Annotated in this window: 28 protein-coding genes; 20 read left to right on the top strand and 8 right to left on the bottom strand. The window is 75.7% G+C overall.

What is annotated here, in order from left to right; genetic code table 11:
• Window positions 1-307: 307 nt before the first annotated feature.
• Window positions 308-1,228: a tRNA pseudouridine(38-40) synthase TruA gene (gene truA / locus OMK64_RS04010; RefSeq protein WP_276595551.1), complete on the top strand. Its 921-nt coding sequence runs from the start codon at window positions 308-310 to the stop codon at window positions 1,226-1,228.
• A 30-nt stretch (window positions 1,229-1,258) separates the two neighbouring features.
• Here truA and OMK64_RS04005 read toward each other — a convergent pair whose 3' ends face one another.
• Window positions 1,259-1,717, bottom strand: coding sequence for a DUF5709 domain-containing protein (locus tag OMK64_RS04005; protein WP_272726684.1), 459 nt, complete (start codon window positions 1,715-1,717; stop codon window positions 1,259-1,261).
• Window positions 1,718-1,810: 93 nt separating this feature from the next.
• Between OMK64_RS04005 and OMK64_RS04000 the strand changes: the two genes are divergently transcribed.
• Window positions 1,811-3,493, top strand: coding sequence for an ABC-F family ATP-binding cassette domain-containing protein (locus OMK64_RS04000; RefSeq protein WP_272726683.1), 1,683 nt, complete (start codon window positions 1,811-1,813; stop codon window positions 3,491-3,493).
• 207 nt (window positions 3,494-3,700) lie between these two features.
• Entirely contained in the window at window positions 3,701-4,108 is a 408-nt protein-coding gene (locus tag OMK64_RS03995; protein WP_272726682.1) for a hypothetical protein, read from the top strand.
• 49 nt (window positions 4,109-4,157) lie between these two features.
• Here the strand turns inward: OMK64_RS03995 and OMK64_RS03990 are convergent, their stop codons facing one another.
• Window positions 4,158-4,763: a LysE/ArgO family amino acid transporter gene (locus tag OMK64_RS03990; RefSeq protein WP_272726681.1), complete on the bottom strand. Its 606-nt coding sequence runs from the start codon at window positions 4,761-4,763 to the stop codon at window positions 4,158-4,160.
• Between the two features lie 71 nt (window positions 4,764-4,834).
• Here OMK64_RS03990 and OMK64_RS03985 point away from each other — a divergent pair, with 71 nt between their 5' ends.
• From OMK64_RS03985 to OMK64_RS03955, 7 genes are all read left to right on the top strand, one after another.
• Window positions 4,835-5,743: a LysR family transcriptional regulator ArgP gene (locus tag OMK64_RS03985; RefSeq protein WP_272726680.1), complete on the top strand. Its 909-nt coding sequence runs from the start codon at window positions 4,835-4,837 to the stop codon at window positions 5,741-5,743.
• 305 nt (window positions 5,744-6,048) lie between these two features.
• Window positions 6,049-6,498: a 50S ribosomal protein L13 gene (rplM, locus tag OMK64_RS03980; protein ID WP_272726679.1), complete on the top strand. Its 450-nt coding sequence runs from the start codon at window positions 6,049-6,051 to the stop codon at window positions 6,496-6,498.
• Between the two features lie 40 nt (window positions 6,499-6,538).
• Window positions 6,539-7,027, top strand: coding sequence for a 30S ribosomal protein S9 (gene rpsI / locus OMK64_RS03975; RefSeq protein WP_162352728.1), 489 nt, complete (start codon window positions 6,539-6,541; stop codon window positions 7,025-7,027).
• A gap of 140 nt (window positions 7,028-7,167) precedes the next feature.
• Window positions 7,168-8,517 (top strand): phosphoglucosamine mutase, encoded by a 1,350-nt coding sequence (gene glmM / locus OMK64_RS03970; protein WP_272726678.1) that lies wholly within the window; start codon window positions 7,168-7,170, stop codon window positions 8,515-8,517.
• Window positions 8,514-9,575 (top strand): peptide deformylase, encoded by a 1,062-nt coding sequence (locus tag OMK64_RS20860; RefSeq protein WP_308201774.1) that lies wholly within the window; start codon window positions 8,514-8,516, stop codon window positions 9,573-9,575. The genes glmM and OMK64_RS20860 overlap by 4 nt, the downstream gene beginning before the upstream one ends.
• A 348-nt stretch (window positions 9,576-9,923) precedes the next feature.
• Window positions 9,924-10,613, top strand: coding sequence for a DedA family protein (locus OMK64_RS03960; RefSeq protein ID WP_272726677.1), 690 nt, complete (start codon window positions 9,924-9,926; stop codon window positions 10,611-10,613).
• A gap of 207 nt (window positions 10,614-10,820) precedes the next feature.
• Complete coding sequence (locus tag OMK64_RS03955) at window positions 10,821-11,429, top strand: hypothetical protein (protein WP_272726675.1); 609 nt, start codon at window positions 10,821-10,823, stop codon at window positions 11,427-11,429.
• A 19-nt stretch (window positions 11,430-11,448) separates the two neighbouring features.
• Here OMK64_RS03955 and coaA read toward each other — a convergent pair whose 3' ends face one another.
• Window positions 11,449-12,399, bottom strand: a complete 951-nt coding sequence (gene coaA, locus OMK64_RS03950; RefSeq protein WP_272726674.1) for a type I pantothenate kinase — start codon at window positions 12,397-12,399, stop codon at window positions 11,449-11,451.
• Window positions 12,400-12,521: 122 nt separating this feature from the next.
• On the opposite strand from coaA, the gene glmS reads away from it, so the two are divergent.
• Together glmS and OMK64_RS03940 are read left to right on the top strand one after the other, a co-directional pair.
• The gene (glmS, locus tag OMK64_RS03945; RefSeq protein ID WP_272726673.1) at window positions 12,522-14,378 is read left to right on the top strand and encodes a glutamine--fructose-6-phosphate transaminase (isomerizing); all 1,857 of its coding nucleotides are present in this window, start codon (window positions 12,522-12,524) and stop codon (window positions 14,376-14,378) included.
• A 31-nt stretch (window positions 14,379-14,409) separates the two neighbouring features.
• Complete coding sequence (locus OMK64_RS03940) at window positions 14,410-14,763, top strand: holo-ACP synthase (RefSeq protein ID WP_272726672.1); 354 nt, start codon at window positions 14,410-14,412, stop codon at window positions 14,761-14,763.
• Window positions 14,764-14,807: 44 nt separating this feature from the next.
• On the opposite strand, the gene OMK64_RS03935 is transcribed toward OMK64_RS03940, so the two are convergent.
• Entirely contained in the window at window positions 14,808-16,235 is a 1,428-nt protein-coding gene (locus OMK64_RS03935; RefSeq protein ID WP_272726671.1) for a serine/threonine-protein kinase, read from the bottom strand.
• 56 nt (window positions 16,236-16,291) lie between these two features.
• The gene (locus OMK64_RS03930) at window positions 16,292-17,278 is read right to left on the bottom strand and encodes an LLM class F420-dependent oxidoreductase (protein ID WP_272726670.1); all 987 of its coding nucleotides are present in this window, start codon (window positions 17,276-17,278) and stop codon (window positions 16,292-16,294) included.
• 30 nt (window positions 17,279-17,308) lie between these two features.
• On the opposite strand from OMK64_RS03930, the gene OMK64_RS03925 reads away from it, so the two are divergent.
• From OMK64_RS03925 to OMK64_RS03895, 7 genes are read left to right on the top strand one after another with little or no spacing between them, the layout of a single operon-like run.
• A complete protein-coding gene (locus tag OMK64_RS03925) occupies window positions 17,309-18,856 on the top strand; it encodes an NAD(P)H-hydrate epimerase (RefSeq protein ID WP_272726667.1) in 1,548 nt (515 codons plus the stop codon).
• 52 nt (window positions 18,857-18,908) lie between these two features.
• On the top strand, window positions 18,909-19,544 hold the full coding sequence (locus OMK64_RS03920; protein ID WP_272726666.1) for a nucleoside/nucleotide kinase family protein: 636 nt from the start codon (window positions 18,909-18,911) through the stop codon (window positions 19,542-19,544).
• A 38-nt stretch (window positions 19,545-19,582) separates the two neighbouring features.
• Window positions 19,583-20,845, top strand: coding sequence for an alanine racemase (gene alr / locus OMK64_RS03915; RefSeq protein ID WP_374694055.1), 1,263 nt, complete (start codon window positions 19,583-19,585; stop codon window positions 20,843-20,845).
• Window positions 20,842-21,393, top strand: a complete 552-nt coding sequence (tsaE, locus tag OMK64_RS03910) for a tRNA (adenosine(37)-N6)-threonylcarbamoyltransferase complex ATPase subunit type 1 TsaE (protein ID WP_272726665.1) — start codon at window positions 20,842-20,844, stop codon at window positions 21,391-21,393. Before alr ends, tsaE begins: the two co-directional genes overlap by 4 nt.
• A 4-nt stretch (window positions 21,394-21,397) precedes the next feature.
• Window positions 21,398-22,087 carry a tRNA (adenosine(37)-N6)-threonylcarbamoyltransferase complex dimerization subunit type 1 TsaB gene (gene tsaB / locus OMK64_RS03905; RefSeq protein WP_272726664.1) on the top strand — a complete coding sequence of 230 codons (690 nt, stop codon included), beginning with the start codon at window positions 21,398-21,400 and terminating at the stop codon, window positions 22,085-22,087.
• Window positions 22,084-22,569, top strand: a complete 486-nt coding sequence (gene rimI, locus OMK64_RS03900) for a ribosomal protein S18-alanine N-acetyltransferase (protein ID WP_272726663.1) — start codon at window positions 22,084-22,086, stop codon at window positions 22,567-22,569. The genes tsaB and rimI overlap by 4 nt, the downstream gene beginning before the upstream one ends.
• Window positions 22,566-23,426 (top strand): sulfurtransferase, encoded by an 861-nt coding sequence (locus tag OMK64_RS03895; RefSeq protein WP_272726662.1) that lies wholly within the window; start codon window positions 22,566-22,568, stop codon window positions 23,424-23,426. Before rimI ends, OMK64_RS03895 begins: the two co-directional genes overlap by 4 nt.
• 87 nt (window positions 23,427-23,513) lie before the next feature.
• Here the strand turns inward: OMK64_RS03895 and OMK64_RS03890 are convergent, their stop codons facing one another.
• The gene (locus tag OMK64_RS03890) at window positions 23,514-24,155 is read right to left on the bottom strand and encodes a malonic semialdehyde reductase (RefSeq protein ID WP_272726661.1); all 642 of its coding nucleotides are present in this window, start codon (window positions 24,153-24,155) and stop codon (window positions 23,514-23,516) included.
• Between the two features lie 87 nt (window positions 24,156-24,242).
• On the opposite strand from OMK64_RS03890, the gene tsaD reads away from it, so the two are divergent.
• On the top strand, window positions 24,243-25,295 hold the full coding sequence (gene tsaD / locus OMK64_RS03885; RefSeq protein ID WP_272726660.1) for a tRNA (adenosine(37)-N6)-threonylcarbamoyltransferase complex transferase subunit TsaD: 1,053 nt from the start codon (window positions 24,243-24,245) through the stop codon (window positions 25,293-25,295).
• A 9-nt stretch (window positions 25,296-25,304) separates the two neighbouring features.
• Here tsaD and OMK64_RS03880 read toward each other — a convergent pair whose 3' ends face one another.
• Window positions 25,305-25,808, bottom strand: a complete 504-nt coding sequence (locus OMK64_RS03880) for a hypothetical protein (protein WP_272726659.1) — start codon at window positions 25,806-25,808, stop codon at window positions 25,305-25,307.
• Window positions 25,805-26,194, bottom strand: coding sequence for a PadR family transcriptional regulator (locus OMK64_RS03875; protein WP_272726658.1), 390 nt, complete (start codon window positions 26,192-26,194; stop codon window positions 25,805-25,807). Before OMK64_RS03875 ends, OMK64_RS03880 begins: the two co-directional genes overlap by 4 nt.
• Between the last annotated feature and the right edge of the window lie 49 nt (window positions 26,195-26,243).

The raw sequence follows: 26,243 nt of genomic DNA, 5'->3' as shown, positions 1-26,243 counted from the left end.
GCGTGCTCCGCCGGACGCCGCGCTCGGAGCGGGACGGAGGCGGGCATCGGGCTGGTGGCGGACGGACCCGCGCAGGAGACGCACCGCCGTGCTGCCTCGACAGGCGGCGACGGCTGTCGCGACACGCGCGCTGCCGCGACGCTGCGCCACGCGGCGAACCGCGTGCGAGCGGGTCTCGAGCCGCCGACTACCGTGGTGCCCCGTGACCGAGCCGCCCACCCGCCCGAGGACCGGGCCGTCGACCGATCCGACGACCGAGGCGGCGACGGAGTCGACGACCGAGCCGACCACCGAGCCGTCCGTCGACCTGCTCGCCGACGCGGCAGACGGTGATGCGCGCGTGACGCGCCTGCGACTCGACCTCGCCTACGACGGGACGGCGTTCAGCGGGTGGGCACGTCAGCCGACGCTGCGGACGGTCCAGGGAGTGCTCGAGGACGCGCTCGCGGTGGTGCTCCGGACGGCGGCCCACGGAGTGCCGGCGCCGCACGTGACGGTCGCGGGGCGGACCGACGCGGGCGTGCACGCCCGTGGGCAGGTCGCGCACGTCGATGTCGCGCCCGCGGTGCTCGAGGCGGCGCGCGGCCGCTCGGCCCCCACGGCGGAGGCGGCCCTGGTGTCGAGGCTCGCGGGGGTGCTGCCCGCGGACCTCGTCGTGCACCGCGTGACGGCGGCCGCGCCGGGGTTCGACGCGCGCTTCTCGGCGCTGCGGCGCCGCTACGCCTACCGGATCTGCGACGACAGCGCGGCGCGCGACCCGCTCAGCCGCGCGCACGTGCTGTGGCGCCGGCGCTCGCTCGACGTGGCGGCGATGGACGCGGCGGCGGGGGCCCTGGTCGGGCGGCACGACTTCGCGGCGTACTGCAAGCCACGCGAGGGCGCGACGACGATCCGCACGCTCGAGCGGTTCTCGTGGTCGCGGCCGACCGAGGGGGCCGACGCGGGTCTCGTCGTCGCGACGGTGCAGGCGGACGCGTTCTGCCACTCGATGGTGCGCGCGCTGGTCGGTGCGTGCGTCGCCGTGGGGGAGGGGCGGCGCCCGGTGGCGTGGACGGCGGAGCTGCTCGCGGGCCGGCGTCGGGACGCGGGTGCGCACGTGGTCGCGGCGCACGGGCTCACGCTCGAGGAGGTCGGCTACCCGGCCGACGACGCGCTCGCGGCGCGCGCGGTGCAGACCCGCGCGCGCCGCGAGGCGCACGACGTCGACGCGACACCGGGGTGCTGCTGAGGCACCGCCACGCCGCCGCGCCCGACGGCGTCAGAGACGGTCGTCGTCCTCGTCCTGGTAGAACCGCTCGTCGACGTACTCCTCCTCGATGACGTGCACGGCCGCCTCCTCGGCGGTCGCGGCGCCGCCGGAGACCCCTGCGTCGACGGCGAAGGTGTCGTTCACGCCGGACTCGACGGCGTCGTCGTCGGCGACCAGGCGCCCCGCGCGGAACTCCTCGCGGTCCCCGGTGACGCGCGGGCGCGCCTCCCAGACCTCGGGCTCCTCCTGCTCGATGCGCTGGTCGATCGTCTCCCGGTGCTCCTCCTCCCAGTGCGTCTCCCCGTAGTGGGTGGAGCGGGGGCGGTCGCGCTCGGGCGGGGTGTAGCCCTCGTCGAGGTGGTCGTCGACGCCCCGCTCGACGAGGGTGTCCTCGCCGGGGAGCTGGTCGGAGTCGCCCTCGCTGCCGAGCGCGGCATCGGTCCGGGTGGCAGGTGTCTCGTCGCTCATGCACCGACCCTCGCACCGGCGGCGACGCTCCGCCAGGGGACGGCCGGGCAATGAGGTTCGGCCGTGTCGCGCGCGCCGGTCACACTGTGCGGCATGGGTCATCTCGACATCGGCGGCATCGGCTACGTGCTGCCCGACGGCCGCCCGCTGCTCGACGACGTGACGTTCCGCGTCGGGGAGGGCGCGCGCGTCGCGCTCGTCGGACCGAACGGGGTGGGCAAGTCGACGCTGCTGCGGATCGTCGCGGGCGACGAGCAGCCGCACGCGGGGTCGGTGCAACGCAGTGGCGGCCTGGGCGTCATGCGTCAGGACGTCGGGCGGATCGACGACGACCGGTCGGTGCGGGACCTGCTCGCGTCGCTCGCTCCCGCCGCGGTGCGGGACGCGGCCGTCGAGCTCGCCGCCGCAGAGCTCGGGATCATGGAGGTCGACGACGAGCCCGCGCAGATGCGGTACGCGCAGGCGCTCGTCGACTGGGCGGACGTCGGCGGCTACGAGGCCGAGGCGGGCTGGGACCGCGTGACGGACGCGGTCCTGTCGGTCCCGTTCGAGCGTGCGCAGCACCGTGAGGTGCGGACGCTGTCGGGCGGTGAGCAGAAGCGCCTGGTCCTGGAGGCGCTGCTGCGCGGACCGGACGAGGTGCTGCTGCTCGACGAGCCGGACAACGCGCTCGACGTCCCGACCAAGAGGTGGCTCGAGGAACGGCTGGTCGCGTCGGCGAAGTCGGTGCTCCTCGTGAGCCACGACCGCGAGCTCCTGTCGCGCGTGGCGACGCACGTCGCGACGCTCGAGCCGACCGCGGTCGGGGCGTCGGTGTGGGTGCACGGCGGGAGCTTCGCGACCTACCACCAGGCGCGCGAGGACCGGCGCTCGCGGCTCGAGGAGCTCATGCGCCGCTGGGAGGAGGAGCACGCGAAGCTCCGCGAGCTCGTGCTCACGCTCAAGACGAAGGCGGCGTTCAACGACGGGCTCGCGTCGCGGTACCAGGCGGCGCAGACGCGGCTGCGCAAGTTCGAGGAGGCCGGTCCGCCGATGGTGAAGGTGCGCGAGCAGTCGGTGCGCGTGCGCCTGCGCGGCGGGCGGACCGCCAAGCGCGCGGTGGTCGCGACGGGCCTCGAGCTCACGGGGCTGATGAAGCCGTTCGACCTCGAGGTGTGGTTCGGCGAGCGCGTCGCGGTGCTCGGGTCGAACGGGTCGGGGAAGTCGCACTTCCTGCGGCTGCTCGCGGCCGGCGGCTCGGACCCCGGCCCGGAGCACGAGCCCGCGGGGGAGACGGCGGTCGCGCCCGTGCGGCACACGGGTTCCGTCGTCCTCGGCTCGCGCGTGCGGCCGGGGTGGTTCGCGCAGAACCACGCTCACCCCGAGCTCGTCGGGCGGACGCTCCTCGAGATCCTGCACCGGGGTGACGCGCACCGGTCCGGCCTCGGGCGCGAGCAGGCGAGCCGCGCGCTCGACCGGTACGAGCTGGTCGACCAGGCCGAGCAGGTGTACGAGACGCTCTCGGGCGGGCAGCAGGCCCGGCTGCAGATCCTCCTGCTCGAGCTCGGCGGGGCGACGCTGCTGCTCCTCGACGAGCCGACGGACAACCTCGACCTGCACTCGGCGGAGGCGCTCGAGGCGGGGCTCGCGGCGTTCGAGGGCACGGTGCTCGCCGTCACGCACGACCGCTGGTTCACGCGGACCTTCGACCGGTTCCTCGTGTTAGCGGCCGACGGGTCGGTCGTCGAGACGCCGGAGCCGGTCTGGGACACGGCGCGGGTCGAGCGGGCGCGCTGAGCACGGGCGGGCGGCGCACCGACCCCGAGGGGCGCCGGCCGCCGGCTCGGCGGGGGGGCCGCGCGGCATGAGCGAGGCGTCGCCGCGCGAGTGTCCACCGGACGGCCCAGCGGCCGTCACCCGGTTGCCGTACGACCTGGGACTCCCGTCCTGCATGTCGACGTTTCTCACCCGCGCGGCCGGTCGCGCGCGGCGCACAATGACGCCATGTCGAACACGAGCGTGCCGTGGGTCCACCGCCCTGCGCGGGTCGACGACGCGGCGGCGCTCGGCACCCTCGCCGAGTGGCTGTCGCACGTCCAGCTGACCGACACCGACGACCAGGAGGAGCTCGAGCGCTGCGCGGAGGCGCTGCAGCGCATCGCGCTCGCGTCGGGCGTCCTCATGCGTCAGCTCGGCGACCTGTCGCTCGACCGGTGCGACTTCAGCGACCACCTGCTGGCCGACGAGCGGCACCGCGTCGCCGAGGCGCAGCGTGCCGCGCTGCAGGAGGCGCTCGGGACGCTCGTCGACCGGGCGCGTGCACGTCGCGGCCGGCACGCGGGCGTCGTGCCCGTCGCCGACCTGCAGGCGCTGCTGCCGAGCCACCGCCAGGCACCGCGCGCCGGCGCGTAGCCCTCGTCGGCGGCGGGCACCGGGCCCGGACGGCGCCCGCGACGCCGCGTCAGCCGCCCGCGACCAGCAGCACCGCCAGCGTCGCCATGACCGCGGCGACGACGCCGTCGAGCACCTGCCACGCCCGCGGCCGCGCGAACAGCGGCTGCAGCCGCCCGGCGCCGAAGCCGAGCGCGGTGAACCACACGAAGCTCGCGGCGACGGCGCCCGCGCCGAACGCCCAGCCGCCCGCCGCGGGGTGCTGCTGCGCGAGCCCGCCGAGCAGCACCACGGTGTCGAGGTAGACGTGCGGGTTGAGGAACGTCAGCGCGAGGCACGTGAGCAGCACGGCCGAGCGGCGGGCCGGTCCGTCGTCGGCGGGGTCGAGGTGCTGCGGCCGCGCGACCCGTCGGGCCGCCCCGACCGCGAGGACCACGAGGAACGCGGCTCCGGCGTACCGGATCACGCGCAGCACGACGGGGTGGTCCCCGACGAGCGCGCCGAGCCCCGCGATGCCCGCGGCGACGAGCAGCGCGTCCGCGCCCGCGCACACGGCCACGACGGGCAGGACGTGCTCCCGACGCAGCCCCTGGCGCAGCACGAACGCGTTCTGCGCACCGATGGCGACGATGAGCGAGAGCGCGCTGAGGAAGCCGGTGAGGACCGCGGGGAGCATGTGGTCGACGGTAGGTCGGACCGTCCGGTGAAGACCAGTTCAGGTTTCTGGACGACCGTTAGTATTGCTTCATGTCGTTCGACGCCGAGCACCTGCGCACGCTCGCCACCGTGGTCGACGAGGGCAGCTTCGACGCCGCGGCCCGCGCGCTGCACGTGACCCCGTCCGCCGTGAGCCAGCGGATCAGGGCGCTCGAGCAGCAGGTCGGTGGCGTCGTCGTGCAGCGCACGCGCCCGTGCCGGCCCACGGCGGCGGGCGAGGTGCTCGTGCGGCTCGCCGGTCAGGTCGACGTCCTGGCGCGCGACGCGCTCGCCGAGCTCGGGGCGGTCGCCGGTGCGCAGCCCGGGGGGCGGCGACGGCTCGCGGTCGCCGTCAACGCCGACTCGCTCTCCACCTGGTTCCCCGCGGCGCTCGCCGGGCTGCCCGACGACGTGCTCGTCGACCTGCGCCGCGAGGACCAGGACCTGTCGGCGCAGCTGCTCCGGGACGGCACGGTCGCCGCCGCGGTCACCGCGGAGCGGCACGCGGTGCAGGGCTGCCGCGTCCGGGCCCTCGGGTCGATGCGGTACGTGGCGCTCGCGGCCCCGGCCGTCCGGGACCGCTGGTTCGCGGACCCGGACCCGTCGCCGCGGGCGCTCGCGGACGCGCTCGGGCACGTGCCGGCGGTGGCGTTCAACCGTGCCGACGGCCTCCAGCACGCCTTCGCCCACCAGATGACGCGTGAGCGGCCCGCGCTCCCGCTGCACTACGCGCCCGAGCAGGGGGCGTTCGTCGCGCTGCTGCGCGCCGGACTCGGCTGGGGGATGGTGCCCGAGCAGGCGGCGGCCGCGGAGCGGGACGCCGGTGCGCTCGTCGACGTCGCGCCCGGCCGGTGGCTCGACGTGCCGCTGTTCTGGCAGCACTGGGCGCTGCGCACCCCGACCCTGGACGACCTGACGGCGCGCGTGCTCGCGGCGGCACGGGCGCTCCACCGGGCGTGACGCGCTCACGGCGGTACGGCCCGGCGGTGCGGCGCGGCGGTGCGGCCTGGCGCGGCGTCCCGGCGCGGCGTCTCGGCACGGTGTGGCGCAGCCGACGCCACCTGTTTTGACCGCCCCTCCGGGCCGCAGGTACTCTTGTGCGTTGTTGTGCGTCCCCTGTCGCGCGCCCGGACTTCTCACCTGAGCGCTGCGGTGGCGTCCCGGTGCGGTTCCCACTCGCCGGAGGGATGCTCCGACAGCCCTCCACGGCGCCGCTCGCGCGACGACCGTGACATGCAGACACAACGAACGAAGGCTTACGACCCGTGCGTACGTACACCCCGAAGCCCGGCGACGTCGAGCGGACCTGGTACGTCATCGACGCGACCGATGTCGTCCTCGGCCGCCTGGCCACCCACGTGGCCACGCTGCTGCGCGGCAAGCACAAGGCCACCTTTGCTCCGCACGTCGACGGCGGCGACTTCGTCATCGTCATCAACGCGGACAAGGTCGCCCTCACCGGCAACAAGCGCGAGACCAAGCTCGCCTACCGCCACTCCGGCTACCCGGGTGGTCTGCGGGCGACGCGCTACACCGAGCTGCTCGAGAAGCACCCCGAGCGCGCGATCGAGAAGGCCGTCCGCGGCATGCTCCCCAAGAGCTCGCTCGCTGCGAAGCAGCTCGGCAAGCTCAAGGTCTACGCCGGCGCCGAGCACCCTCACGCCGCGCAGCAGCCGAAGCCGTTCGAGATCACCCAGGTCGCGCAGCAGGCCTGACGGCCGCCGCGCGTAGAGAAGACAGGAACCGAGGACACCAGTGGCAGAGACCACGGTCGACATCGACCTCGAGGGCGACGAGACGCCCACCAGCTACACCAGCGAGACGGCGGCCCCCCAGGGTCGCGGTCAGTCCATCACGGCCCCCGGCCAGGCCCTCGGCCGCCGCAAGGAGGCCATCGCCCGCGTGCGCCTGGTGCCCGGCACCGGCCAGTGGAAGATCAACGGGCGCACGCTCGAGGACTACTTCCCGAACAAGGTGCACCAGCAGCTCGTCAACTCGCCGCTGAAGCTCGTGGACGTCGAGGGTCGCTTCGACGTCGTCGCGCGCATCACCGGCGGCGGCGTCTCCGGCCAGGCCGGCGCGCTGCGCCTGGGCATCGCCCGCGCGCTCAACGCGATCGACGCCGAGCACAACCGCCCGGCCCTCAAGAAGGCCGGCTTCCTCACGCGCGACGCCCGTGTGGTCGAGCGCAAGAAGGCCGGTCTCAAGAAGGCCCGCAAGGCTCCGCAGTACTCGAAGCGCTGATCCCAGCGCCTCACCCGATGGCCCCGTCGGTCGGAAGACCTGCGGGGCCATCGGTGTCTGCGGGATCGTGGGCACAGCAGGACAGACGGCGGGGACGCGCAGGGCGCGCCGACGACGTCGCGCGACAAGGGAGTGCAGAGATGGCCCGACTGTTCGGCACCGACGGGGTGCGAGGACTCGCGAACCGGGACGTGACGGCCGAGCTCGCGCTCGACCTGTCCGTCGCCGCGGCGCACGTGCTCGGCGCGAGCGGCGCGTTCGAGGGGCACCGGCCACGCGCGGTCGTCGGCCGCGACTCCCGCGCGTCGGGCGAGTTCCTCGCCGCCGCCGTCGCCGCCGGCCTGGCCTCCGCGGGCGTCGACGTCATCAACGTCGGCGTGCTGCCGACGCCGGCCGTCGCCTACCTCACCGCGGACCGCGGCGTCGACCTCGGCGTCGTCCTCTCCGCGTCGCACAACCCCATGCCCGACAACGGGATCAAGTTCCTCGCGCGCGGCGGCCACAAGCTCGACGACGAGCTCGAGCTCGCGATCGAGGCGCGCATGGGCGAGGCGTGGGACCGCCCCACGGGCGCCGACGTCGGCCGGATCCGCCTCGACACGGGTCGCGCGGGCGACGACTACGTCGACCACCTGGTCTCCACGATCCGCCCGTCCCTCGGCCAGCTCCGCATCGCCGTCGACTGCGCGAACGGTGCGGCCAGCGAGGTCGGGCCCGCCGCGCTCCGGCAGGCCGGCGCGGACGTCGTCGTCATCAACGCGTCGCCCGACGGTCGCAACATCAACGAGAAGTGCGGATCGACGCACCCCGAGCAGCTGCTCGCCGCGGTCGTCGCGTCCGAGGCCGACCTCGGGGTCGCGTTCGACGGTGACGCCGACCGGTGCCTCGCGGTCGACGCCGACGGCAACCTTGTCGACGGCGACCAGATCATGGGCGTCCTCGCGCTCGCGATGCGGGACGCGGGCACCCTCACCGACGACACGCTCGTCACCACCGTCATGAGCAACCTCGGCCTGCGGCTCGCGATGCGCGAGCGCGGCGTCCGGACCGTCGAGACCGCGGTGGGCGACCGCTACGTCCTCGAGGCGATGCGCGCCGGCGGGTACGCGCTCGGCGGCGAGCAGTCGGGCCACATCATCATGGCCGCGCACGCGACGACGGGCGACGGCGTCCTCACGGCGCTCCAGCTCGCCGCGCGCGTCGCCGAGACCGGCGAGCCGCTCGCCAAGCTCGCGGGCGTCGTGCAGCGGCTCCCGCAGACGCTCGTCAACGTCTCGGGCGTCGACAAGGCGCGCGCCGACACGGACGAGGCGCTGCTCGACGCCGTGCGGGCCGCCGAGGAGCGCCTCGGCGACACGGGACGCGTCCTGCTGCGGCCGTCCGGCACCGAGCCGCTCGTCCGTGTCATGGTCGAGGCGGCGACCCAGGCCGAGGCCGACGGCGTCGCGCGCGAGCTCGCCGACGTCGTCTCCGCGCGGCTCGCCCTGTGAGCACGACGGACTCGGCGCGACAGCGGGACGTCGCACTGCGCGACCTCGTCCTGCGGCTGCTCGACGCGGCCCACGGCACCGGCACGGTGCCGATCGTGCAGGCCGGTCACCCGGTGCTGCGCGCGCAGGCGCTGCCGTACGACGGGCAGCTCGCCGACGACGAGCTCGAGTCGCTCGTGCACGTCATGCGCGCGACCATGCACGCCGCGCCCGGCGTCGGGCTCGCCGCACCGCAGATCGGCCTGCCGCTGGCCGTCGCCGTCATCGAGGACTCCGGCCCGCCCGACGGCGACGTGGGTCAGGTCCGTGAGCGGTCGCCGCTCGCGTTCCGCGTGCTCGTGAACCCCCGCTACGCGCCGGTGGACGACGAGCGCGTCGCGTTCTACGAGGGCTGCCTCAGCGTCGTCGGCTACCAGGCGGTGGTCGCGCGCGCTCGGCACGTGCACCTGGTGGGTGCCGACGAGCGCGGTCGGCCGCTCGACGAGGTCGTGTCGGGTTGGCCCGCGCGCATCGTCCAGCACGAGACGGACCACCTCGGCGGCGTGCTCTACCTCGACCGTGCCGAGCTGCGGTCCCTCGCGGCCGCCGACGCGCTGGGGCTGCGGTGGGCGAGCGAGCCGCGCCCGACGACCGCCGCGCGGGCGCTGGGCTTCGACCTCGGCGCGGTCCCCGAGGACGGCGACCCGACCGACGGTGGCCCGCTCGACGGCAGCCGGGGCGACGGCGGCCGGGGCGACGGCAGCAGGGACGACGGCTCCAGCGACGACGACGGACCGGACGACGAGGGCCGACGCGACGGCGGCGAGCGCGATGGCGGCGGGCACCACGGTGACCACGTCGGCGCCGTCCGGGACCGCACCGACGCTCACGTCGGGGCCCACGCGGCACCGTCCACCCCGACGGACGGCGCACCGGAGCACCCCGACGCGCCGTCTGCGGACGGCGGGCTCGTCGCGTCGACGGACACGCCCGCGGCGGACCCCGACGAGGTGGACGCCGATGCCGCCGTGGACGCCCCCGACGGCGACCCGGTCGGAGGACCTCGCGCCGCGTCCTGACGCGGTCCCCGGCGGCGCCCCGACGGTGCCGCCCGACGGTTCCGCCCGACGGTTCCGCCCGACCACGGGAGGTCCCTCGGGCGTGTGCTGCGGCCGGGCGGCACCTGCCTCGTCGCGTCGCCTCCACGTCGGGTCGTGCGCGGCCGGAGGTCGCCTGCCACGTCGCGTCCGTCGGGACCTCCCCCCGGAGGAGGAGGCGGGTCGTCCGCGGCCTGCACCCGACGGCTCGTTCGGGGTGACCTCAGGGATGATCCGGGGGTGTCCCCTATACCGGCGGCGTGGCCCCGGTCCTACCGTGGGAGTCACGACGCCGGCCCGCAGGTCGGCGCCCGACGACCTGGAGGACGCGTGGAGGCATGGGTGCTGGCCCTGGTGGGCTCACCGTGGGTCTTCGTCGTGCTGTACCTCTTCGCGACGATCGACGGGTTCTTCCCGCCGATCCCCAGCGAGTCGGTCGTCATCGCGCTCGCGACGCTCGCGATGGCGCAGGGCGAGCCGAACCTGCTGCTCGTGATCCTCGTCGCCGCGGCCGGTGCGTTCACCGGCGACCAGATCGCGTACCAGATCGGTACCAGGGTGAAGGTGCGCGAGGTGCGCTTCCTGCGGTCGCCGCGCGCGCAGGCCACGATCGACTGGGCGGAGCGCGCGCTCGAGCACCGCGGGGCGTCCTTCATCATCGCGGCGCGCTACATCCCCGTCGGCCGGGTGGCGGTCAACATGACGGCGGGTGCGCTCGGCTACAGCCGGCGGCGGTTCAGCGCGCTCGCCGCGCTCGCCGCGCTGACGTGGGGCGTGTACTCGACGGCGATCGGCGTCGGGGCGGCGGCGTGGCTGGGCCACAACCCGATCCTCGCGGTGGTCGTCGGGGTCGTCGGCGGCGTGCTGCTCGGCGTGGTCATCGACTGGCTGCTGCGCCGCTACCAGACGCTCGTGGCCCGGCGCCGGGCGCGGGCACACGCCGCTCCCGCGGTGCCCTTGCGCACCGTCGAGGCGTCCGCGACGCGTCGTGCGGTGGCCGAGGACGACGCGGTCGCCTGACCCCTCCGGTCACGGTCTGCTCACGATCGGCCCGTCGCTGCTAACGATCCGGTTGCGACCGCGCCGCGGGTGCCTCGCCGTGCCTACGCTCGTCTCGGGTCGACAGGGGAGTCGGCACTCCTCGCGACCCGTGTGGCCTCCCGGCCTGCTGCCGCGGGGGTCACGCGACAGGGGGCACACATGGCAGGGGCGACGCACGAGAGACCCATGGCCCGGGAACCGGGCCGCCGCTCGACCCGCGCGCGCGTGCTCGCGGCGGCGCTGCTCGTCGCGGGGATCGCGGCGGTCGGCGGCTGCGCGGGCGCTCCGACGGTGACACGGCAGGCGGAGGCGCGTGTCGCGGTCCAGGCGGACTGCCTCGACCCGGAGGTGGTCCACGAGCTCGGGCTCGTGCTCGAGGACCGGACGGCGTCGGCCGACGAGCCCGCGCCGGTGGCGACGCCGGGCGCGGTCCCTGAGGACTTCGTCCCGTCCAGCGTGCTCGTGTGCTCGGCCTCCGGGACGCTCAAGTCCGCGTCGGGCACGTGGGCCGCCGTCACGGAGAGCCGGCGCGAGGGCGACCTCGGCCCGCTGCTCGCGGCGCTCGAGCGCCCGTCGCAGGAGCCGTCCGGTGCGTGCGAGACGTCGGGCGCGGTGCCGACGGTGCTGTGGCTGGTCGACGCGCTGGGGCGCGCGGTGCGCCCGGTGTGGCCGACCGATGCGTGCGGCGCACCCGTCGCGGACGTGCTCGCGGCGCTCGACGCGCTCGACGAGACGGACACGACCGACTTCCCCGTGGAGCGCGTGACCCCGACGGGACCGCCGTCGGGCCGCTGAGGCTCGGGGCTCGCGCGGCTCAGAGCTTGCGCAGCCGCACCCGCTCGACGGAGTGGTCGGAGCCCTTGGTGAGCACGAGCGTCGCGCGGCTGCGCGTCGGCAGGATGTTCTGCTGCAGGTTGGGCGCGTTGATCGTGTCCCAGATGTGCTCCGCGCGCTCGACGGCCTCGTCGTCGGACAACGACGCGTACCGGTGGAAGTACGACTCGGGCTGGGCGAACGCGGTCTCGCGCAGGCGGAGGAACCGGTCGACGTACCACTGGCGGATGTCGGTCGTGCGCGCGTCGACGTAGATCGAGAAGTCGAAGAAGTCGCTCACCGCCAGGTTCGACGTGCCCTCGCTGGTGGGGCGCGCGGGCTGCAGCACGTTGAGGCCCTCGACGACCAGCACGTCGGGACGGTTCACGACGATCTCCCGGCCGGGGACGATGTCGTACGTGAGGTGGTCGTAGACGGGGGCCCGGACCTCGGGGCGGCCGGCCTTGACCTTCGACACGAACCGCAGGAGCGCGCGCCGGTCGTACGACTCGGGGAAGCCCTTGCGGTCCATCAGGCCGCGGCGCTCGAGCTCGGCGTTCGGGTAGAGGAACCCGTCGGTCGTGACGAGCTGCACGCGCGGCGTCGCGGGCCAGCGCGCCAGGAGCTCGCGCAGCAGGCGGGCCGTCGTCGACTTGCCGACGGCGACCGAGCCGGCGACGCCGATGACGAAGGGTGTGCCACCCACGTCCTCGCGCAGGAACGTGCTCGACGCGGCGTGCAGTCCGCGGGTCGCCTCGATGTGGAGGTCGAGCAGGCGGGAGATCGGCCGGTAGATCGCGTCGACCTCCGCGAGGTCGATCGGGTCCCCGAGGCCGGCGAGGCGGTCCACGTCGGCGTCGGTGAGGGGGAGCGGGGTCGAGGCCGAGAGCCGACGCCACGCGTCGCGGTCCAGGTCGACGTACGGCGTGGCCGGGGTGAGCGACGGTGGCACGGGACGATTGTGCCGGACGGCGACGGCGCTGGTCGTCGGCCACGCGAGCGCGCCCCGCCGCAGGCCGTGACGGCAGTCACCTCCCGGCGGGTGCCGACCGCACGCCCGATAGACTCGCGGGCATGTGTGGAATCGTGGGCTACGTCGGGTCCCAGACCGCGAGCGACCGTCCGCTGGACGTCGTGCTCGAGGGTCTGCGGCGGCTGGAGTACCGCGGGTACGACTCGGCGGGGGTGGCGCTCGTCAGCCCCGAGGGCGAGCTCGAGACCGCGAAGAAGGCCGGCAAGCTCGCGAACCTCGTCGAGGAGCTCGACGCGCACCCGCTCGCCGCGGCGACCGCCGCGATCGGCCACACGCGCTGGGCGACGCACGGCGGCCCCACCGACGTCAACGCGCACCCGCACGTGTCGGGTCGTCTCGCGCTGATCCACAACGGCATCGTCGAGAACTTCGCGGCCCTCAAGGCGCAGCTGATCGCGGACGGCGTCGAGTTCACGTCGGAGACGGACACCGAGGTCGCCGCCCACCTGGTCGCGCGCGCGTACGACCGCACGGGCGACCTGACGACGGCCGTCACCGAGGTCGCGCGCACGCTGCACGGCACGTTCACGCTGCTCGCGGTGCACGCCGACGCGCCCGACGTCGTCGTCGGCGCGCGTCACGACTCCCCGCTCGTCGTCGGCCTCGGCGCGGGGGAGAACTTCCTCGGCTCCGACGTGGCCGCGTTCATCGCGCACACGCGCGAGGCGCTCGAGCTCGGGCAGGACCAGGTCGTGACGATCACGCCGACCGAGGTCACCGTCACCGGGTTCGACGGCGAGCCCGCCGAGGCGCGCCGCTACACGGTCGACTGGGACGCCGCCGCGGCCGAGAAGGGCGGCTTCGCGTCCTTCATGGACAAGGAGATCCACGACCAGCCGCACGCCGTCGCCGACACGCTCCTGGGCCGCACGGACGTCCACGGCCGGCTCGTGCTCGACGAGATCCGCATCGACGAGTCGGTGCTGCGGTCCGTCGACAAGATCGTCGTCATCGCGTGCGGCACGGCCGCGTACGCGGGCCACGTCGCCAAGTACGCGGTCGAGCACTGGTGCCGCATCCCCGTCGAGGTCGAGCTCGCGCACGAGTTCCGCTACCGCGACCCGGTCGTCAACGAGCAGACGCTCGTCGTCGCGGTGTCGCAGTCGGGCGAGACGATGGACACGCTCATGGCGGTCCGGCACGCGCGCGAGCAGGGCGCCAAGGTCCTCGCCATCGTGAACACGCACGGCTCGACCATCCCGCGCGAGTCCGACGCGGTGCTCTACACGCACGCCGGCCCGGAGATCGCGGTCGCGTCGACCAAGGCGTTCCTCGCGCAGATCACCGCGGCCTACCTGCTCGGGCTGTACCTCGCGCAGCTGCGCGGCAACAAGTTCGCCGACGAGGTCGCCGCGATCCTCGACGAGCTGCGCGCGATGCCCGACAAGATCCAGCAGGTCATCGACCGCTCGGGCCGCGTCCGCGAGATCGCGCGGTGGATGGCCGACACGCAGTCCGTGCTGTTCCTCGGCCGGCACGTCGGCTTCCCGGTCGCGATGGAGGGTGCGCTCAAGCTCAAGGAGCTCGCGTACATCCACGCCGAGGGCTTCGCCGCGGGCGAGCTCAAGCACGGTCCGATCGCGCTCATCGAGCCCGGCCAGCCCGTGTTCGTCGTCGTCCCGTCGCCGCGCGGTCGCGACTCGCTGCACTCCAAGGTCGTGTCGAACATCCAGGAGATCCGCGCGCGCGGCGCCCGCACGCTCGTGATCGCCGAGGACGGCGACGAGGCCGTGCGCCCGTACGCCGACGAGGTGTTCTACGTGCCGCAGGCGCCCACGCTCCTCGCGCCGCTGCTGGCGGTCGTCCCGCTGCAGGTGTTCGCGTGCGAGCTCGCGACGGCCAAGGGCCTCGACGTGGACCAGCCGCGCAACCTCGCGAAGTCCGTCACCGTCGAGTGACCGGCCGGGTGCTCGAGCGCGGGGAGCGCGCGTGATCGTCGGCGTCGGCATCGACGTCGTCGACATCGCGCGGTTCGTCGACACCCTGCACCGCGTGCCCGCGCTGCGCACGAAGCTGTTCACGCCGGCCGAGCGCGCGATGCCCGAGACGTCGCTCGCCGCCCGGTTCGCCGTCAAGGAGGCGCTCGCCAAGGCCCTCGGCGCCCCTCCGGGCCTGCACTGGCACGACGCGCAGGTGCCGCGCACGGCCGGGGCGCAGCCGGTGCTCGAGGTGACCGGGACGGTCGCGGCGCGCGCCGCGGAGCTGGGCGTCGCACGGTTCCACCTGTCGATCTCGCACGACGCGGGCATCGCGTCGGCCGTGGTGATCGCCGAGCGCGACTGACGTGTGCCGTCGCGACGTGCCGGCCTGACGCGCCACGCAGGGCGTCAGCCGCGCAGGGCGAGGTGACCGTCCCAGGAGCCGACGGGGCCGGTGAGCCACCACGCACCCGTGCGCGGGCACCGGCGGACAGATGTCCCCGGCAAGGGCGAGGCGAAGCCGACGGGTGCGAGGTGGTGGGCCGCGTAGCCCGCCGCCGCCCGCCCGGCGAGCAGTCGCTCGTCATAGCAGCGGCACGTGGCGTCGAGCTGCTCCTCGAGCAGCCGGGCGCGGGCCGCGCGACGGTCGTGACGGCGTCGGACGAGGCGGCGCGCGACGGACCGGGTCAGCACCGCACCGAGCGTCGCGCCCAGCACGACCGCCGCGAGGTGGAGGAAGAACGCGTCGTCCGAGCCCTGCCAGGTGGCGTCGCCGGTGCGCTCGACCACGCGCGGGACGACCACGCCGGCGCCGAGCACCAGCCCGAGCCCGGCCCCGAGCATCGCGGCGAGCGCGTACCAGCCCGACCGGCGTCCCTGCACCTGCCCGGGCCCGTCGAGCTCAGGGTCGTAGGTCTGCTCGCTCAGCCGGCGCCAGACGCGTGTCTCGGCGGCCGTGAATCCGGGCTCGCGGACCGACTGCAGGACGAGCGGCAGCGCCACGTGCGCGAGCACCACCGTGAGCTTGGAGACCGCGGGTGCGGGCGTCCCGGCCGTGACCGCGAACGCCACCCAGGCCACGCCCGCCAGCACGACGGCGGCGACCGCGGCGAGCGGCCAGAGCCGGATCCACCCGGGGGTCACCGCGCGCAGCGCCGCGTGCAACGAGGTGGCGTCAGGGGTGCGCACCGCGGCGGCGCGTAGGAGGAGCCGCGCCCCTGCTCGGTCGTCCCGCTGCGCGAGCCGCTCGGCGACGTCCCGGACGGCCGCCGTGCCGCCGACGTGGAGCAGCCGCTCGGCTCCCCTCCCCACGAGCCCGTCGAGGCCGCGTGCACGTCGCCCTCGTCCGGCGACGGAGGCCTCGACGGCGCGCGCCGTCAGCACACCGACGGCGGGCGTCGTCGCGGCGGCCAGCCACGCCTGGTCGCCGGCCGCCCGGTCGCCGCGCGCGTCCGCCACGGCGGCGACGAGCGGGGCGTCGCGCGCAGTCTCGCGCAGCCACGACCACGCGCGGTCGTCGCCGAGGGCCGCGTGAGCGGCCGCCCGCACGACCTCCGGTGCCGCGAGCCCGCCCGCCCCGGGCCCGGCCGGCGGCGTCGCGCCACCCAGGACGCGGACGGCCTCGGCCGCGCGGCCGACGAGCACCAGGTCGCGTGCGTGCGCGACGGCGGCGCCGCGCAGGTCGGGCCTGCGGCGAGGGTGCCGCTCGACGAGCGCGACGGCGACCGACGGCTCGCCCGCCGCGCGGGCCGCGTCGACCCAGCCCGACCACGCGTCCTCGACGTCCCGCGCCGGCAGGTCGCCGGTCGCCTGGCGCACAGCGTCCTGGGTGCTCACACCGCCTCATCGGCCGCGCGGCGTCCCGGCTTGACCGGGCGGGCGCACGACGGGCGTCAGCGCAGGGCGGGGACGACCTCGCGCTCGAAGAGCTCGATGCCCGAGCGGTCGTAGGCGGCCTCGGCGAAGTACGTGATCGCGTAGGTCATGCCCAGCGTCTCGAGGTGCTGCAGCTTCTCGACGAGCTGCTCCGGGGTGCCGACGAGCACGCCCTTGCGGAACTCCTCGGCGACGCTCGGCGCCTTGTCGGGCACGGTCAGCGAGTAGTGCTCCTCGACCCACGCCATGCGGTCGTCCACGTCGGCCTCGGTCTCGCCGATGACGACGTTGAAGTTCGACGAGCGCGTGATCTCGTCGAACGGGCGACCGATGGCCTCGCAGTGGCCGCGCAGCACCTCGGACTTGTGCGTGAAGACGTCGGGGTGGCCGTCGAAGTTGGTGAACTGCGCGTGCTCGGCCGCGATGCGCAGCGTCTTCTGCTCGCCGCCACCTGCGATCCACAGCGGCGGGCCGTCGACCTGCAGGGGGAGCGGCGCGAGCTGCGCGCCGTCGACCTGGTAGTGCTTCCCGTCGAACGTGGCGACGCCGTTGGTCCACAGCTGCTTGAAGATCTGCACGCCCTCGTCGAGCATCGCGAGACGCTCGCCCGCGCGCGGGAAGCCGTAGCCGTAGGCACGCCACTCGTGCTCGTACCAGCCGGCGCCGATGCCCATCTGCACGCGGCCGCCCGAGATGACGTCGGCGGTCGCGGCGACCTTCGCGAGGTAGGCGGGGTTGCGGTAGGCCATGCACGTGCACATCTGGCCGAGCTTCACGCGCGACGTCGTCGCCGCGTACGCGTTGATGAGGCTCCAGGCCTCGTGCGTCGCCTCGCCGTTGGGCTCCGGCACCGCGTGGAAGTGGTCGTACACCCAGATCGAGTCGAAGGTGTCGCCCTGGTCGGCGTGCTGGGCGAGCCCGTTCATGACGGACCAGTGGTCGCGGGGCTCGATGCCCGTGAGGTCCTGCCGCCAGCCCTGAGGGATGAAGAGTCCGAAGCGCATGCTCGGCACGTTACCTGCGCGCACGCCAGGATGAGACTCGTGCTGCTGTCGTGGAACGCCGCCTCCGTCCGTGCCGCCGAGGAACCCCTGCTCGACGCGGGCGTGCCGCTGATGGAGCGGGCCGCGTTCGCGCTGCACGTCGCGGTGGTGCGCGAGGTCGTGGCGCGGCGCGGGCGCTTCCGCGGTGCGCGCGTCGTGGTCCTGGCGGGGGCCGGCAACAACGGCGGTGACGCCCTGCACGCCGGGGCGCTGCTCGCGCGGCGCGGCGCACGCGTGCTCGCGCTCGCGACCGCCGACCGGCTGCACGACGGCGGCCTGGTGGCCTTGCGGGCGGCAGGCGGGCAGGTGCGGGCACTCGTCGCGGACGCGCCCGGTACGTCGCCCGGCGCGTGGCCCGCCGTGACGGTGGCGGGCGCCGTCGACGAGGTCGTCGCCGCCGACGCGCTGCTGGACGGCGTGCTGGGCATCGGGGCGCGCGGCTGCCTGCGTGAGCCGGTCGCGTCGCTGGTCGAGGGGGTGCTGGCCGCGACCGCGGAGGCGGACGGGCCGGTCGTCGTCGCGGTCGACGTGCCGTCGGGCGTCGGCGTCGACGACGGGACGCGCACGGGACCCGTGCTCGACGCGGACGTCACGGTGACGTTCGGCGGTGCCAAGCCCGGGCTGCTGCTGCCGCCCGCCGCGGCGGCCGCCGGACGTGTCGAGGTCGTCGGGCTCGGGCTCGACCTGCCGGAGCGGCCCGACGTCGCGTCGCTCGACCCCGACGACGCGGCCGCGCTGTGGCCCGTCCCGGCCCGCGACGCGCACAAGTACTCGCGCGGCGTCGTGGGGGTCGTCGCGGGCACCCGCACGTACCCCGGCGCCGCGGTGCTCACCGCGTCGGCCGCCGCGCTCGCGGGCGTCGGGATGGTGCGGTACGTCGGCGACGCGGGCGACGCCGTGCTGGCCGCCCGGCCCGAGGTCGTCGTGGGTCCCGGGCGGGTCCAGGCGTGGGTGCTCGGCCCGGGCGTCTCGCCCGACGACGCGGCCCAGCGGCGACGCGTGCAGCGCGCGCTCGAGGGCGTCCTGCACCGCGGCGAGGCGGCGGTCGTCGACGCCGGTGCCCTCGACCTGCTGCCCGAGCGCGTCGGCGCGCACGTCGTCCTGACGCCGCACGCGGGCGAGGCCGCCCGGCTCCTCGCGCAGCGGGGCGTCGACGTCGAGCGGGCCGACGTCGAGGCCGAGCCGCTGCGGTGGGCGCGCGAGGCGCACGACCGCACGGGGGCGACCGTGCTGCTCAAGGGGGCGACGACGGTGGTCGTCGGCTCGCACGGCGTCGTGTACGCACAGTCCGACGCGCCGCCGTGGCTCGCGACCGCCGGGGCCGGTGACGTGCTCGCAGGGCTGCTCGGCGCGCTGCTCGCGGGTCGCGTCGAGGACGTGCACGCCGACCCGACGCTCGCCCCGGCGCTCGCGGCGACCGCCGCGCTCGTGCACGGGCAGGCGGCCGAGCGGGCCAACCCCGGCGGCCCCGTCGCGGCGCTCGCGGTCGCGCACGCGCTGCCCGCGACGGTCGCGCACCTGCTGGGGCGTGCCGCGTGACGAGCGTCGCCGTCGTCGCGCGTGACGTCGAGGCGCGGACGGAGGGGGCGGCGTGACCGCGGCCGCCACGGCGCTCGACCACGACCTCGCGGCGCGCGTCGAGCGGCTGCTCGCCACGGGCCGGCGCTCGCTGCTCGGGATCGCCGGGGCGCCGGGTGCGGGCAAGTCGACGCTCGCCGCGCAGGTCGCCTCCGCGTATCCCGACGTCGCGGTCGTCGTGCCGATGGACGGCTTCCACCTCGCCCAGACGGAGCTCGAGCGCCTCGGCCTCGCCGACCGCAAGGGTGCGCCCGACACGTTCGACGCGGCGGGATTCGTCGCGCTGCTGCGCCGACTGCGCGACCCGCACCCCGACGAGGTCGTCTACGCGCCCGAGTACCGCCGCGACCTGCGCAACGGTGTCGCGGGCGCGATCCGGGTCGCACCCGACGTGCCGCTCGTCGTCACCGAGGGGAACTACCTGCTGCTCGACACGCACGGGTTCGCGTCCGTGGCGGGACTGCTCGACGAGGCGTGGTTCGTCGCACCCGACGACGGTCTGCGGCTCGCGCGGCTCGTCGCGCGGCACGAGGCGTTCGGCAAGCCCGCCGATGCCGCGCACGCGTGGGTGCACGGGCCCGACGAGCGCAACGCGCGCCTGGTCGCAGCGACGGCGTCACGTGCGGACGTGGTGGTCCACCCGGCGTGAGCGGGGCGACGACCGGCGCGGGTGCGACACTGGGCGCCGTGAGCCAGTTCCCCGGGCGTGCCGTCGTCGACCTCGCCGCGATCCGCGGCAACGTGCGCAGCCTCGCGGCGCACGCACCGACCGCGCAGGTCATGGCGGTCGTCAAGGCCGACGCCTACGGTCACGGGCTCGTCCCCAGCGCGCAGGCCGCGGTCGAGGGCGGCGCGACGTGGCTGGGTGCGGCGCAGGTCGCGGAGGCCGTCGCGCTGCGTCGCGCGGGGATCGTCGGCGCGCGCGTGCTCACGTGGCTGTACGCGCCCGGCGCGCCGCTGCGGGAGGCCGTCGAGGCCGACGTCGACGTGTCCGTCGCCGCGGCGTGGGCGCTCGACGAGGTCGTCGCCGCGGCGCGTGCCGCCGGCCGGACCGCGCGCGTGCACCTCAAGGTCGACACCGGGCTCGGCCGCAACGGGCTGACGCCCGCGGACCTCGACGCGCTCCTCCCCGACGCCCTGCGCGCGCAGGCGGAGGGCGCCGTCGAGGTCGTCGGCGTCTGGTCGCACCTCGCGTTCGCCGACGAGCCGTCGCACCCCACCGTCCGCGCGCAGGCCGTCGTGTTCGCCGACGCCGTGCGGGCGGTCGAGGCCGCGGGCGCGCACGTCGAGGTGCGGCACCTCGCCAACTCGGCCGCGACGCTCACCGACCCGGCGGTCCACCACGACCTCGTGCGCCCCGGCATCGCGGTGTACGGGCTGTCGCCCGTGCCGCAGCTCGGTGGTCCCGAGGAGTTCGGGCTCGTGCCCGCGATGACGTTCGAGGCCGAGCTCGCGACGGTCAAGGCCGTCCCCGCGGGCCACGGCATCTCCTACGCGCACCAGTACGTGACCCCGCACGACACGGTCGTCGGCGTCGTGCCCGTCGGGTACGCCGACGGGGTGCCGCGGCACGCGTCGGGCACGCAGGACCGGCCCGGCGGGCCGCTGCGGGTCGGCGGGCGCACCCTGGGCGTCGCGGGTCGCGTGTGCATGGACCAGGTCGTCGTCGACCTCGGTCCGGGCGCCCGCGAGGTCGCCGGGGACCGCGTCGAGCTGTTCGGCACCGGCCGCGACGGCGGCCCGACCGCCGAGGACTGGGCGCGCGCGGCGGGCACCATCTCCTACGAGATCGTCACGCGCGTCGGCGCCCGCGTCCCGCGCGTGCACGTCGACAGCGACGCCGACCGCACCGCGACCGCCGCGACGTCCGGCAGCAGCACGTCCGACGCCGGGGCAGCCGGCACGACCGCGGGCGACGCGCCCGCCCTCACCTCGGAGGTGGCCCGATGACCGACGCCGTGACGACCGGAGCCACGGCCACGGTGCACCTGCCCGACAGCGACGCGACGCGGGCCTACGGGCGGGCGCTCGCGGAGGTGCTGCGCGCGGGCGACCTCGTCGTCCTGACCGGCGACCTCGGCGCGGGCAAGACGACGCTCACGCAGGGGATCGGCGTCGGGCTCGGCGTCCGCGGGCAGGTGGCGTCGCCGACGTTCATCATCGCGCGCGAGCACCCGCCCCTCCCGCGGCAGGACGGCACGCGCGGCCCGGGCCTCGTGCACGTCGACGCGTACCGGCTGTCGTCGCTCGACGAGGTCGACGCGCTCGACCTCGACTCGAGCCTCGACGAGGCCGTGACGGTCGTCGAGTGGGGCGAGGGCTGGGTCGAGGGCCTCGCGGCCGACCGGCTCGAGGTCACGGTCGTCCGGCCCCGCGGTGGGGTCGACCCGGCCGACGACGAGGACGCCGCCGCGGGCGAGCGGGTCGTCACGGTGCGGGCGGTCGGCGACCGCTGGGCGGGCGTCGCGCTCCCCGGCGCGGACGCGGTGGCAGGCTGACGCCGTGCCCGTCCTCGCGCTCGACACCTCGGCGGCCGTCGCGGTCGCCCTCCTCGACGACTCCGGTGCGGTCCTGGCCGCCCGCAGCGACGACCAGCCGCGCCACCACGCCGAGCTGCTCGCGCCCATGGTCGCCGCCGTGCTGACGGACGCGCGCGTCGACCGGACGGCGCTCACGTCGGTCGTCGTCGGCACCGGACCCGCGCCCTTCACCGGCCTGCGGGTCGGGCTCGTGACGGCCCGCACGCTGGGCCTCGCGCTCGGGGTGCCCGTGCACGGCGTGCCGAGCCTCGACGCCGTCGCCGTCGCCGCCGCGCGCGTCCTCGACCCCGGCGCGACCGTGCTGGTGGCGACCGACGCACGCCGTCGCGAGGTCTACTGGTCGCTGTACCGCACGGACGGCGCGGGCGGGATCGAGGTGCTCGTCGCACCCGAGGTCGGTGCCGCCGACGACGTGGCCGCCGACGAGCGGGCCGCGGGTGCCGTCGTCGTCGGGCGCGGGGCGCTGCTGTACCCCGTGCTCGGCGCGGACGACGACCTCGAGGACCGCGGCCTGGTCGACCCGGACCCGGCGGCCCTCGCGACGCTCGCCGCGCAGCGCTCCGCGCGCGGCGAGGACCTGCCCACCACGCCGCTGTACCTGCGCCGCCCCGACGTGACCCCCGCCGCGAGCCGCAAGCGCGTGCTCGGATGACCGCGGGAGCGCCGGGCGTCGAGCTCCGCGCGCTGACGACGCAGGACGTGCCGGCGCTGGTCCGGATGGAGGACGAGCTGTTCGGCGCGGGCGCGTGGTCGGCGCAGTCGCTGCTGGAGGAGATCGTCGGCCCCGGCCGCTGGTACGTCGGCGCGCAGGACGCCGCGGGCGACCTCGTCGGCTACGCGGGCCTGTGGTTCGACGGTGAGGACGTCCAGGTCATGACGATCGGCACGGACGTCGCCCACCAGGGCCGGGGCGTCGGGCGGCTCCTGCTGACCGCGCTGCTGACGCGCGGGCGCGAGCTGCGCGCCCGTGCGGCGCTCCTCGAGGTCCGCGTCGACAACGAGCCGGCGCTCCGGCTGTACGAGAGCGCGGGGTTCGAACGGCTCGGCCTGCGGCGCGGGTACTACCAGCCGGAGAATGCCGACGCATGGACCATGCGGCTCGACCTGCGCCGCGACGACGGGGAGGCACCATGACGGAGCAGCGGACGGCACGTGCGACGACCCGCGAGGCGGTGCTCGTCGACCCGGTGGAGCTGTCCGCGCGCCTCGCCGGCGACGAGCCGCCCGTGCTGCTGGACGTCCGGTGGGCGCTGGGGCGCGACGACGGCCACGAGCAGTACCTCGCGGGGCACCTGCCGGGCGCCGTCTACGTCGACCTCGACACCGAGCTCGCGTCCATGCCGAGCCCGGAGGAGGGGCGTCACCCGCTGCCGGCGGTCGCGGACCTCGAGGAGGCCGCGCGGCGCTGGGGCGTCCGCGACGACCGCCCGGTCGTGGTCTACGACGACGCGGGCGGCACGTCGGCGGCGCGCGCGTGGTGGCTGCTGCGGTGGGCCGGCCTGACGGAGGTCCGGCTGCTCGACGGCGGGCTCGCGGGCTGGCAGTCGGCGGGGCTCCCGCTGGAGGCCGGTCCGGTCGCGGCGGAGCCCGGCGACGTGGTGCTGTCCACGGGCGCGCTGCCGACCATCGACGCCGACGACGCCGCGTCCTGGGACGGACCGCTGCTCGACGCGCGCGCGCGTCCGCGGTTCCTGGGCGAGTTCGAGCCGGTCGACCCGCGGGCGGGGCACATCCCCGGTGCGGTGAGCGCACCGACGGCGGAGAACCTCACGGACGGCGGCGTGTTCCTCCCGGACGAGGCGCTCCGGGAACGCTTCCGCGCGCTCGGCGTCGAGGCGGGCCGACGCGTGGCCGTCTACTGCGGCTCGGGCGTCACCGCCGCGCACCAGGTGGCCGCGCTCGCCGCGGTCGGCATCGACGCCGCGCTGTACCCGGGGTCGTGGTCGCAGTGGTCGAACGACCCGGCTCGCCCGGTCGCCACGGGGGCGTGACGGCAGCGGCGCCGACGGTCGGAGGACCGTCGACGCCGCGCGGGCCCGGGTGGCGGGCGTCGCAGGACGCCCGCCGGGCCCGGTGGGTCAGACCGTGCGCGAGGTCTGCGCGTAGGTGAGGCGCGGCGCGCGCGGGTAGTGCGTGCCCTCGCCCTCGCGGTGGCCGACGTTGACGACGAACAGCGAGCGCCAGCCGGTGCCGGCGAGCAGGTCGGCGTCGATCGCGTCGGCGTCCATGCCGCCCATGGGGCCGGCGTCGAGGCCGGCGGCGCGCAGGCCGACGATGAAGTACCCGGCCTGCAGGAGTGCGTTCGTGCGGGCCATCTGCTCGCGCTGCTCGACCTGCGGCTCGAGCGCGTCGGCGAGTGCGGCCATGTGCGGCGCGAGGACGGGCAGGTGCGCGTGGAAGCCGGGGTCCGCGGCGAGCACGATCGAGACGGGCGCGGCGAGGACGCGCTCGCGGTTGCCCTCGGCCATGTGCGCGGCGAGCCGGGCGCGGGCCTCGGGGCTGCGGACCACGAGCAGGCGCAGCGGCGTGGTGTTGAGGGCGGTCGGGCCCCACTTGACCAGGTCGTACACGGCGGCGATCTGCTCGTCGGTGACCTCGTCGGAGGTGAAGGCGCCGATGGTGCGCGCCTCGCGGAAGAGGAGGTCGGCCACGTCGTCGGAGACGGCGAGGTCGGGCGTCGGGAAGTCGAGGCCGTCCAGGACGGTCGTGTCGGTGGTCATGTGTCGTTGAATCATCAACTAGCGCGCGGGATTCCATGGCGCGGCCGTGAGCCTGCTCACACCGTCGGCCCACCTATCCTGGAGCACATGTCTGCGACCGGCGCCCAGCCCCTCGTCCTCGGGATCGAGACGTCCTGCGACGAGACCGGCGTGGCCCTCGTCCGCGGCCACGACCTGCTGGTCGACGCCGTCGCGAGCTCGGTCGACGAGCACGCGCGGTTCGGCGGGATCATCCCCGAGATCGCCTCGCGCGCCCACCTCGAGGCCATGGTCCCGACGATCGAGCGCGCGCTCGCGACCGCCGACGTGTCGCTCGGCGAGGTCGACGCGATCGCCGTCACCGCCGGCCCCGGCCTCGTCGGGCCGCTGACGGTCGGCGCGTCCGCCGCGAAGGCGCTCGCGCTCGCGCTCGACAAGCCGCTGTACGGGGTCAACCACGTGATCGGTCACGCGGTCGTCGACGAGCTCGTCGACGGCCCGTTCCCCGAGCGTGTCATGGCCCTCGTCGTGTCGGGCGGCCACTCGTCGCTGCTGCTGATCGACGACACCGTGCACGTGTCCGAGCTCGGCTCGACGCTCGACGACGCCGCCGGCGAGGCCTTCGACAAGGTCGGCCGCCTGCTGGGCCTGCCGTACCCCGGCGGCCCGCACATCGACCGCCTCGCGCGCGAGGGCGACCCGCACGCGATCCGGTTCCCGCGCGGCCTGACGGCCCCCAAGGACCAGGCGAAGCACGCGACGGACTTCTCGTTCTCCGGGCTGAAGACGGCCGTGGCCCGCTGGGTCGAGGCGCGGCAGGACGCGGGGGAGGAGATCCCGCTGCCCGACGTCGCCGCGTCGTTCGCGGAGGCCGTCGCTGACGTGCTCACCGCCAAGACGATCGCCGCGTGCCGCGCGCACGGCGTCTCGACGCTCGTCGTCGGCGGCGGGTTCTCGGCGAACTCGCAGCTGCGCGACATGGCCGCGAAGCGCTGCGCGGAGGCGGGCATCGACCTGCGGATCCCGCCGATCCGGTACTGCACCGACAACGGCGCGATGATCGCGGCGCTCGGGTCGGCCGTCGTCCGCCGCGGGATGCCGCCGTCGTCGCTCGACCTGCCCGTCGACTCGTCGATGCCGCTCACGCAGGTCCTCGTCTGACCGGACCCCTCAGGCGGGCGTCCACACGCGCCACGCGCGCGAGCCGAGGGCGAACGCCACGGCGGACACGCCGGCCCCCAGCAGGAGCCACTGCCAGGACAGCGAGGTCTCGACCCCGAGCGCGTCGGCCGTCGCCGTGTACTGGGTGGTGGCGCCCAGCGTCGTGCGCGTGAGCGTGCCGCCGCCGAGGTCGAGCAGCGTGTCGAGCGTGCCGAGCGTGTAGGCCAGCGCGAGGTAGACCAGCGCGCCGACCGCGAGCCCGGCCCAGACGCCGCCCGTGGCCCAGCGCGGCGTGCGCCGCCCGAGCTCGGCCAGGTAGCCCTCGGCGAGCACGCGCGGGTGGCCGAGGCCGGCGACCGCGGCCCGCATGCCGATCTGGTCGGCGGTCGCGGTGACCTCGCGGCGGACGTCGCGGACCAGCGCATGGTCGTGCGGGTGGTCCTGGACGGCCCAGGAGAAGCGCGTGAGGTACGCCTCGCGGACGAGGCGGTCGCGGAGCGAGAGGCTGGTCATGGGGTCCTCCGGTGGTCGTCGGTGGGCGGCGCGGGAGCGGCGTCGGGATCGGTCGGGGTGGCGGTGTCGAGCACGCGCGCGACGGTGGCGGCGAGGCGCAGCCACGAGCGCTGGGCGCGCGCGAGCTCGGTCGTCCCCGCCTCGGTCGGCAGGTAGTACTTGCGCGCCGGGCCCGACGGCGAGGCGACGAGCCGGGACGACACGCGACCCTCGCGCTCGAGCCGGTTGAGAACGGGGTAGAGCGTCCCCGCGGCGAGCTCGGTGAGCCCGGCGTCCTGGAGACGCGTGACGAGCTCGTACCCGTAGGACTCGCCCTGCCGCAGGGCGGCGAGCACGAGCATGGGCAGCACGCCCTTGAGGAGCTGGGGATCGCGGTCGTCGTCCACGTGGGAAGGCTATGCCTACTAGTAGGCAATGACAAGTAGCAGGCGATGA

It is taken from the genome of Cellulomonas fimi (genome assembly GCF_028527925.1).
Taxonomy (GTDB): Bacteria; Actinomycetota; Actinomycetes; order Actinomycetales; family Cellulomonadaceae; genus Cellulomonas; species Cellulomonas fimi_C.
The sequence above is the reverse complement of the archived record's forward strand: the minus strand, read 5'-3'. Positions and strand labels throughout refer to the sequence as shown.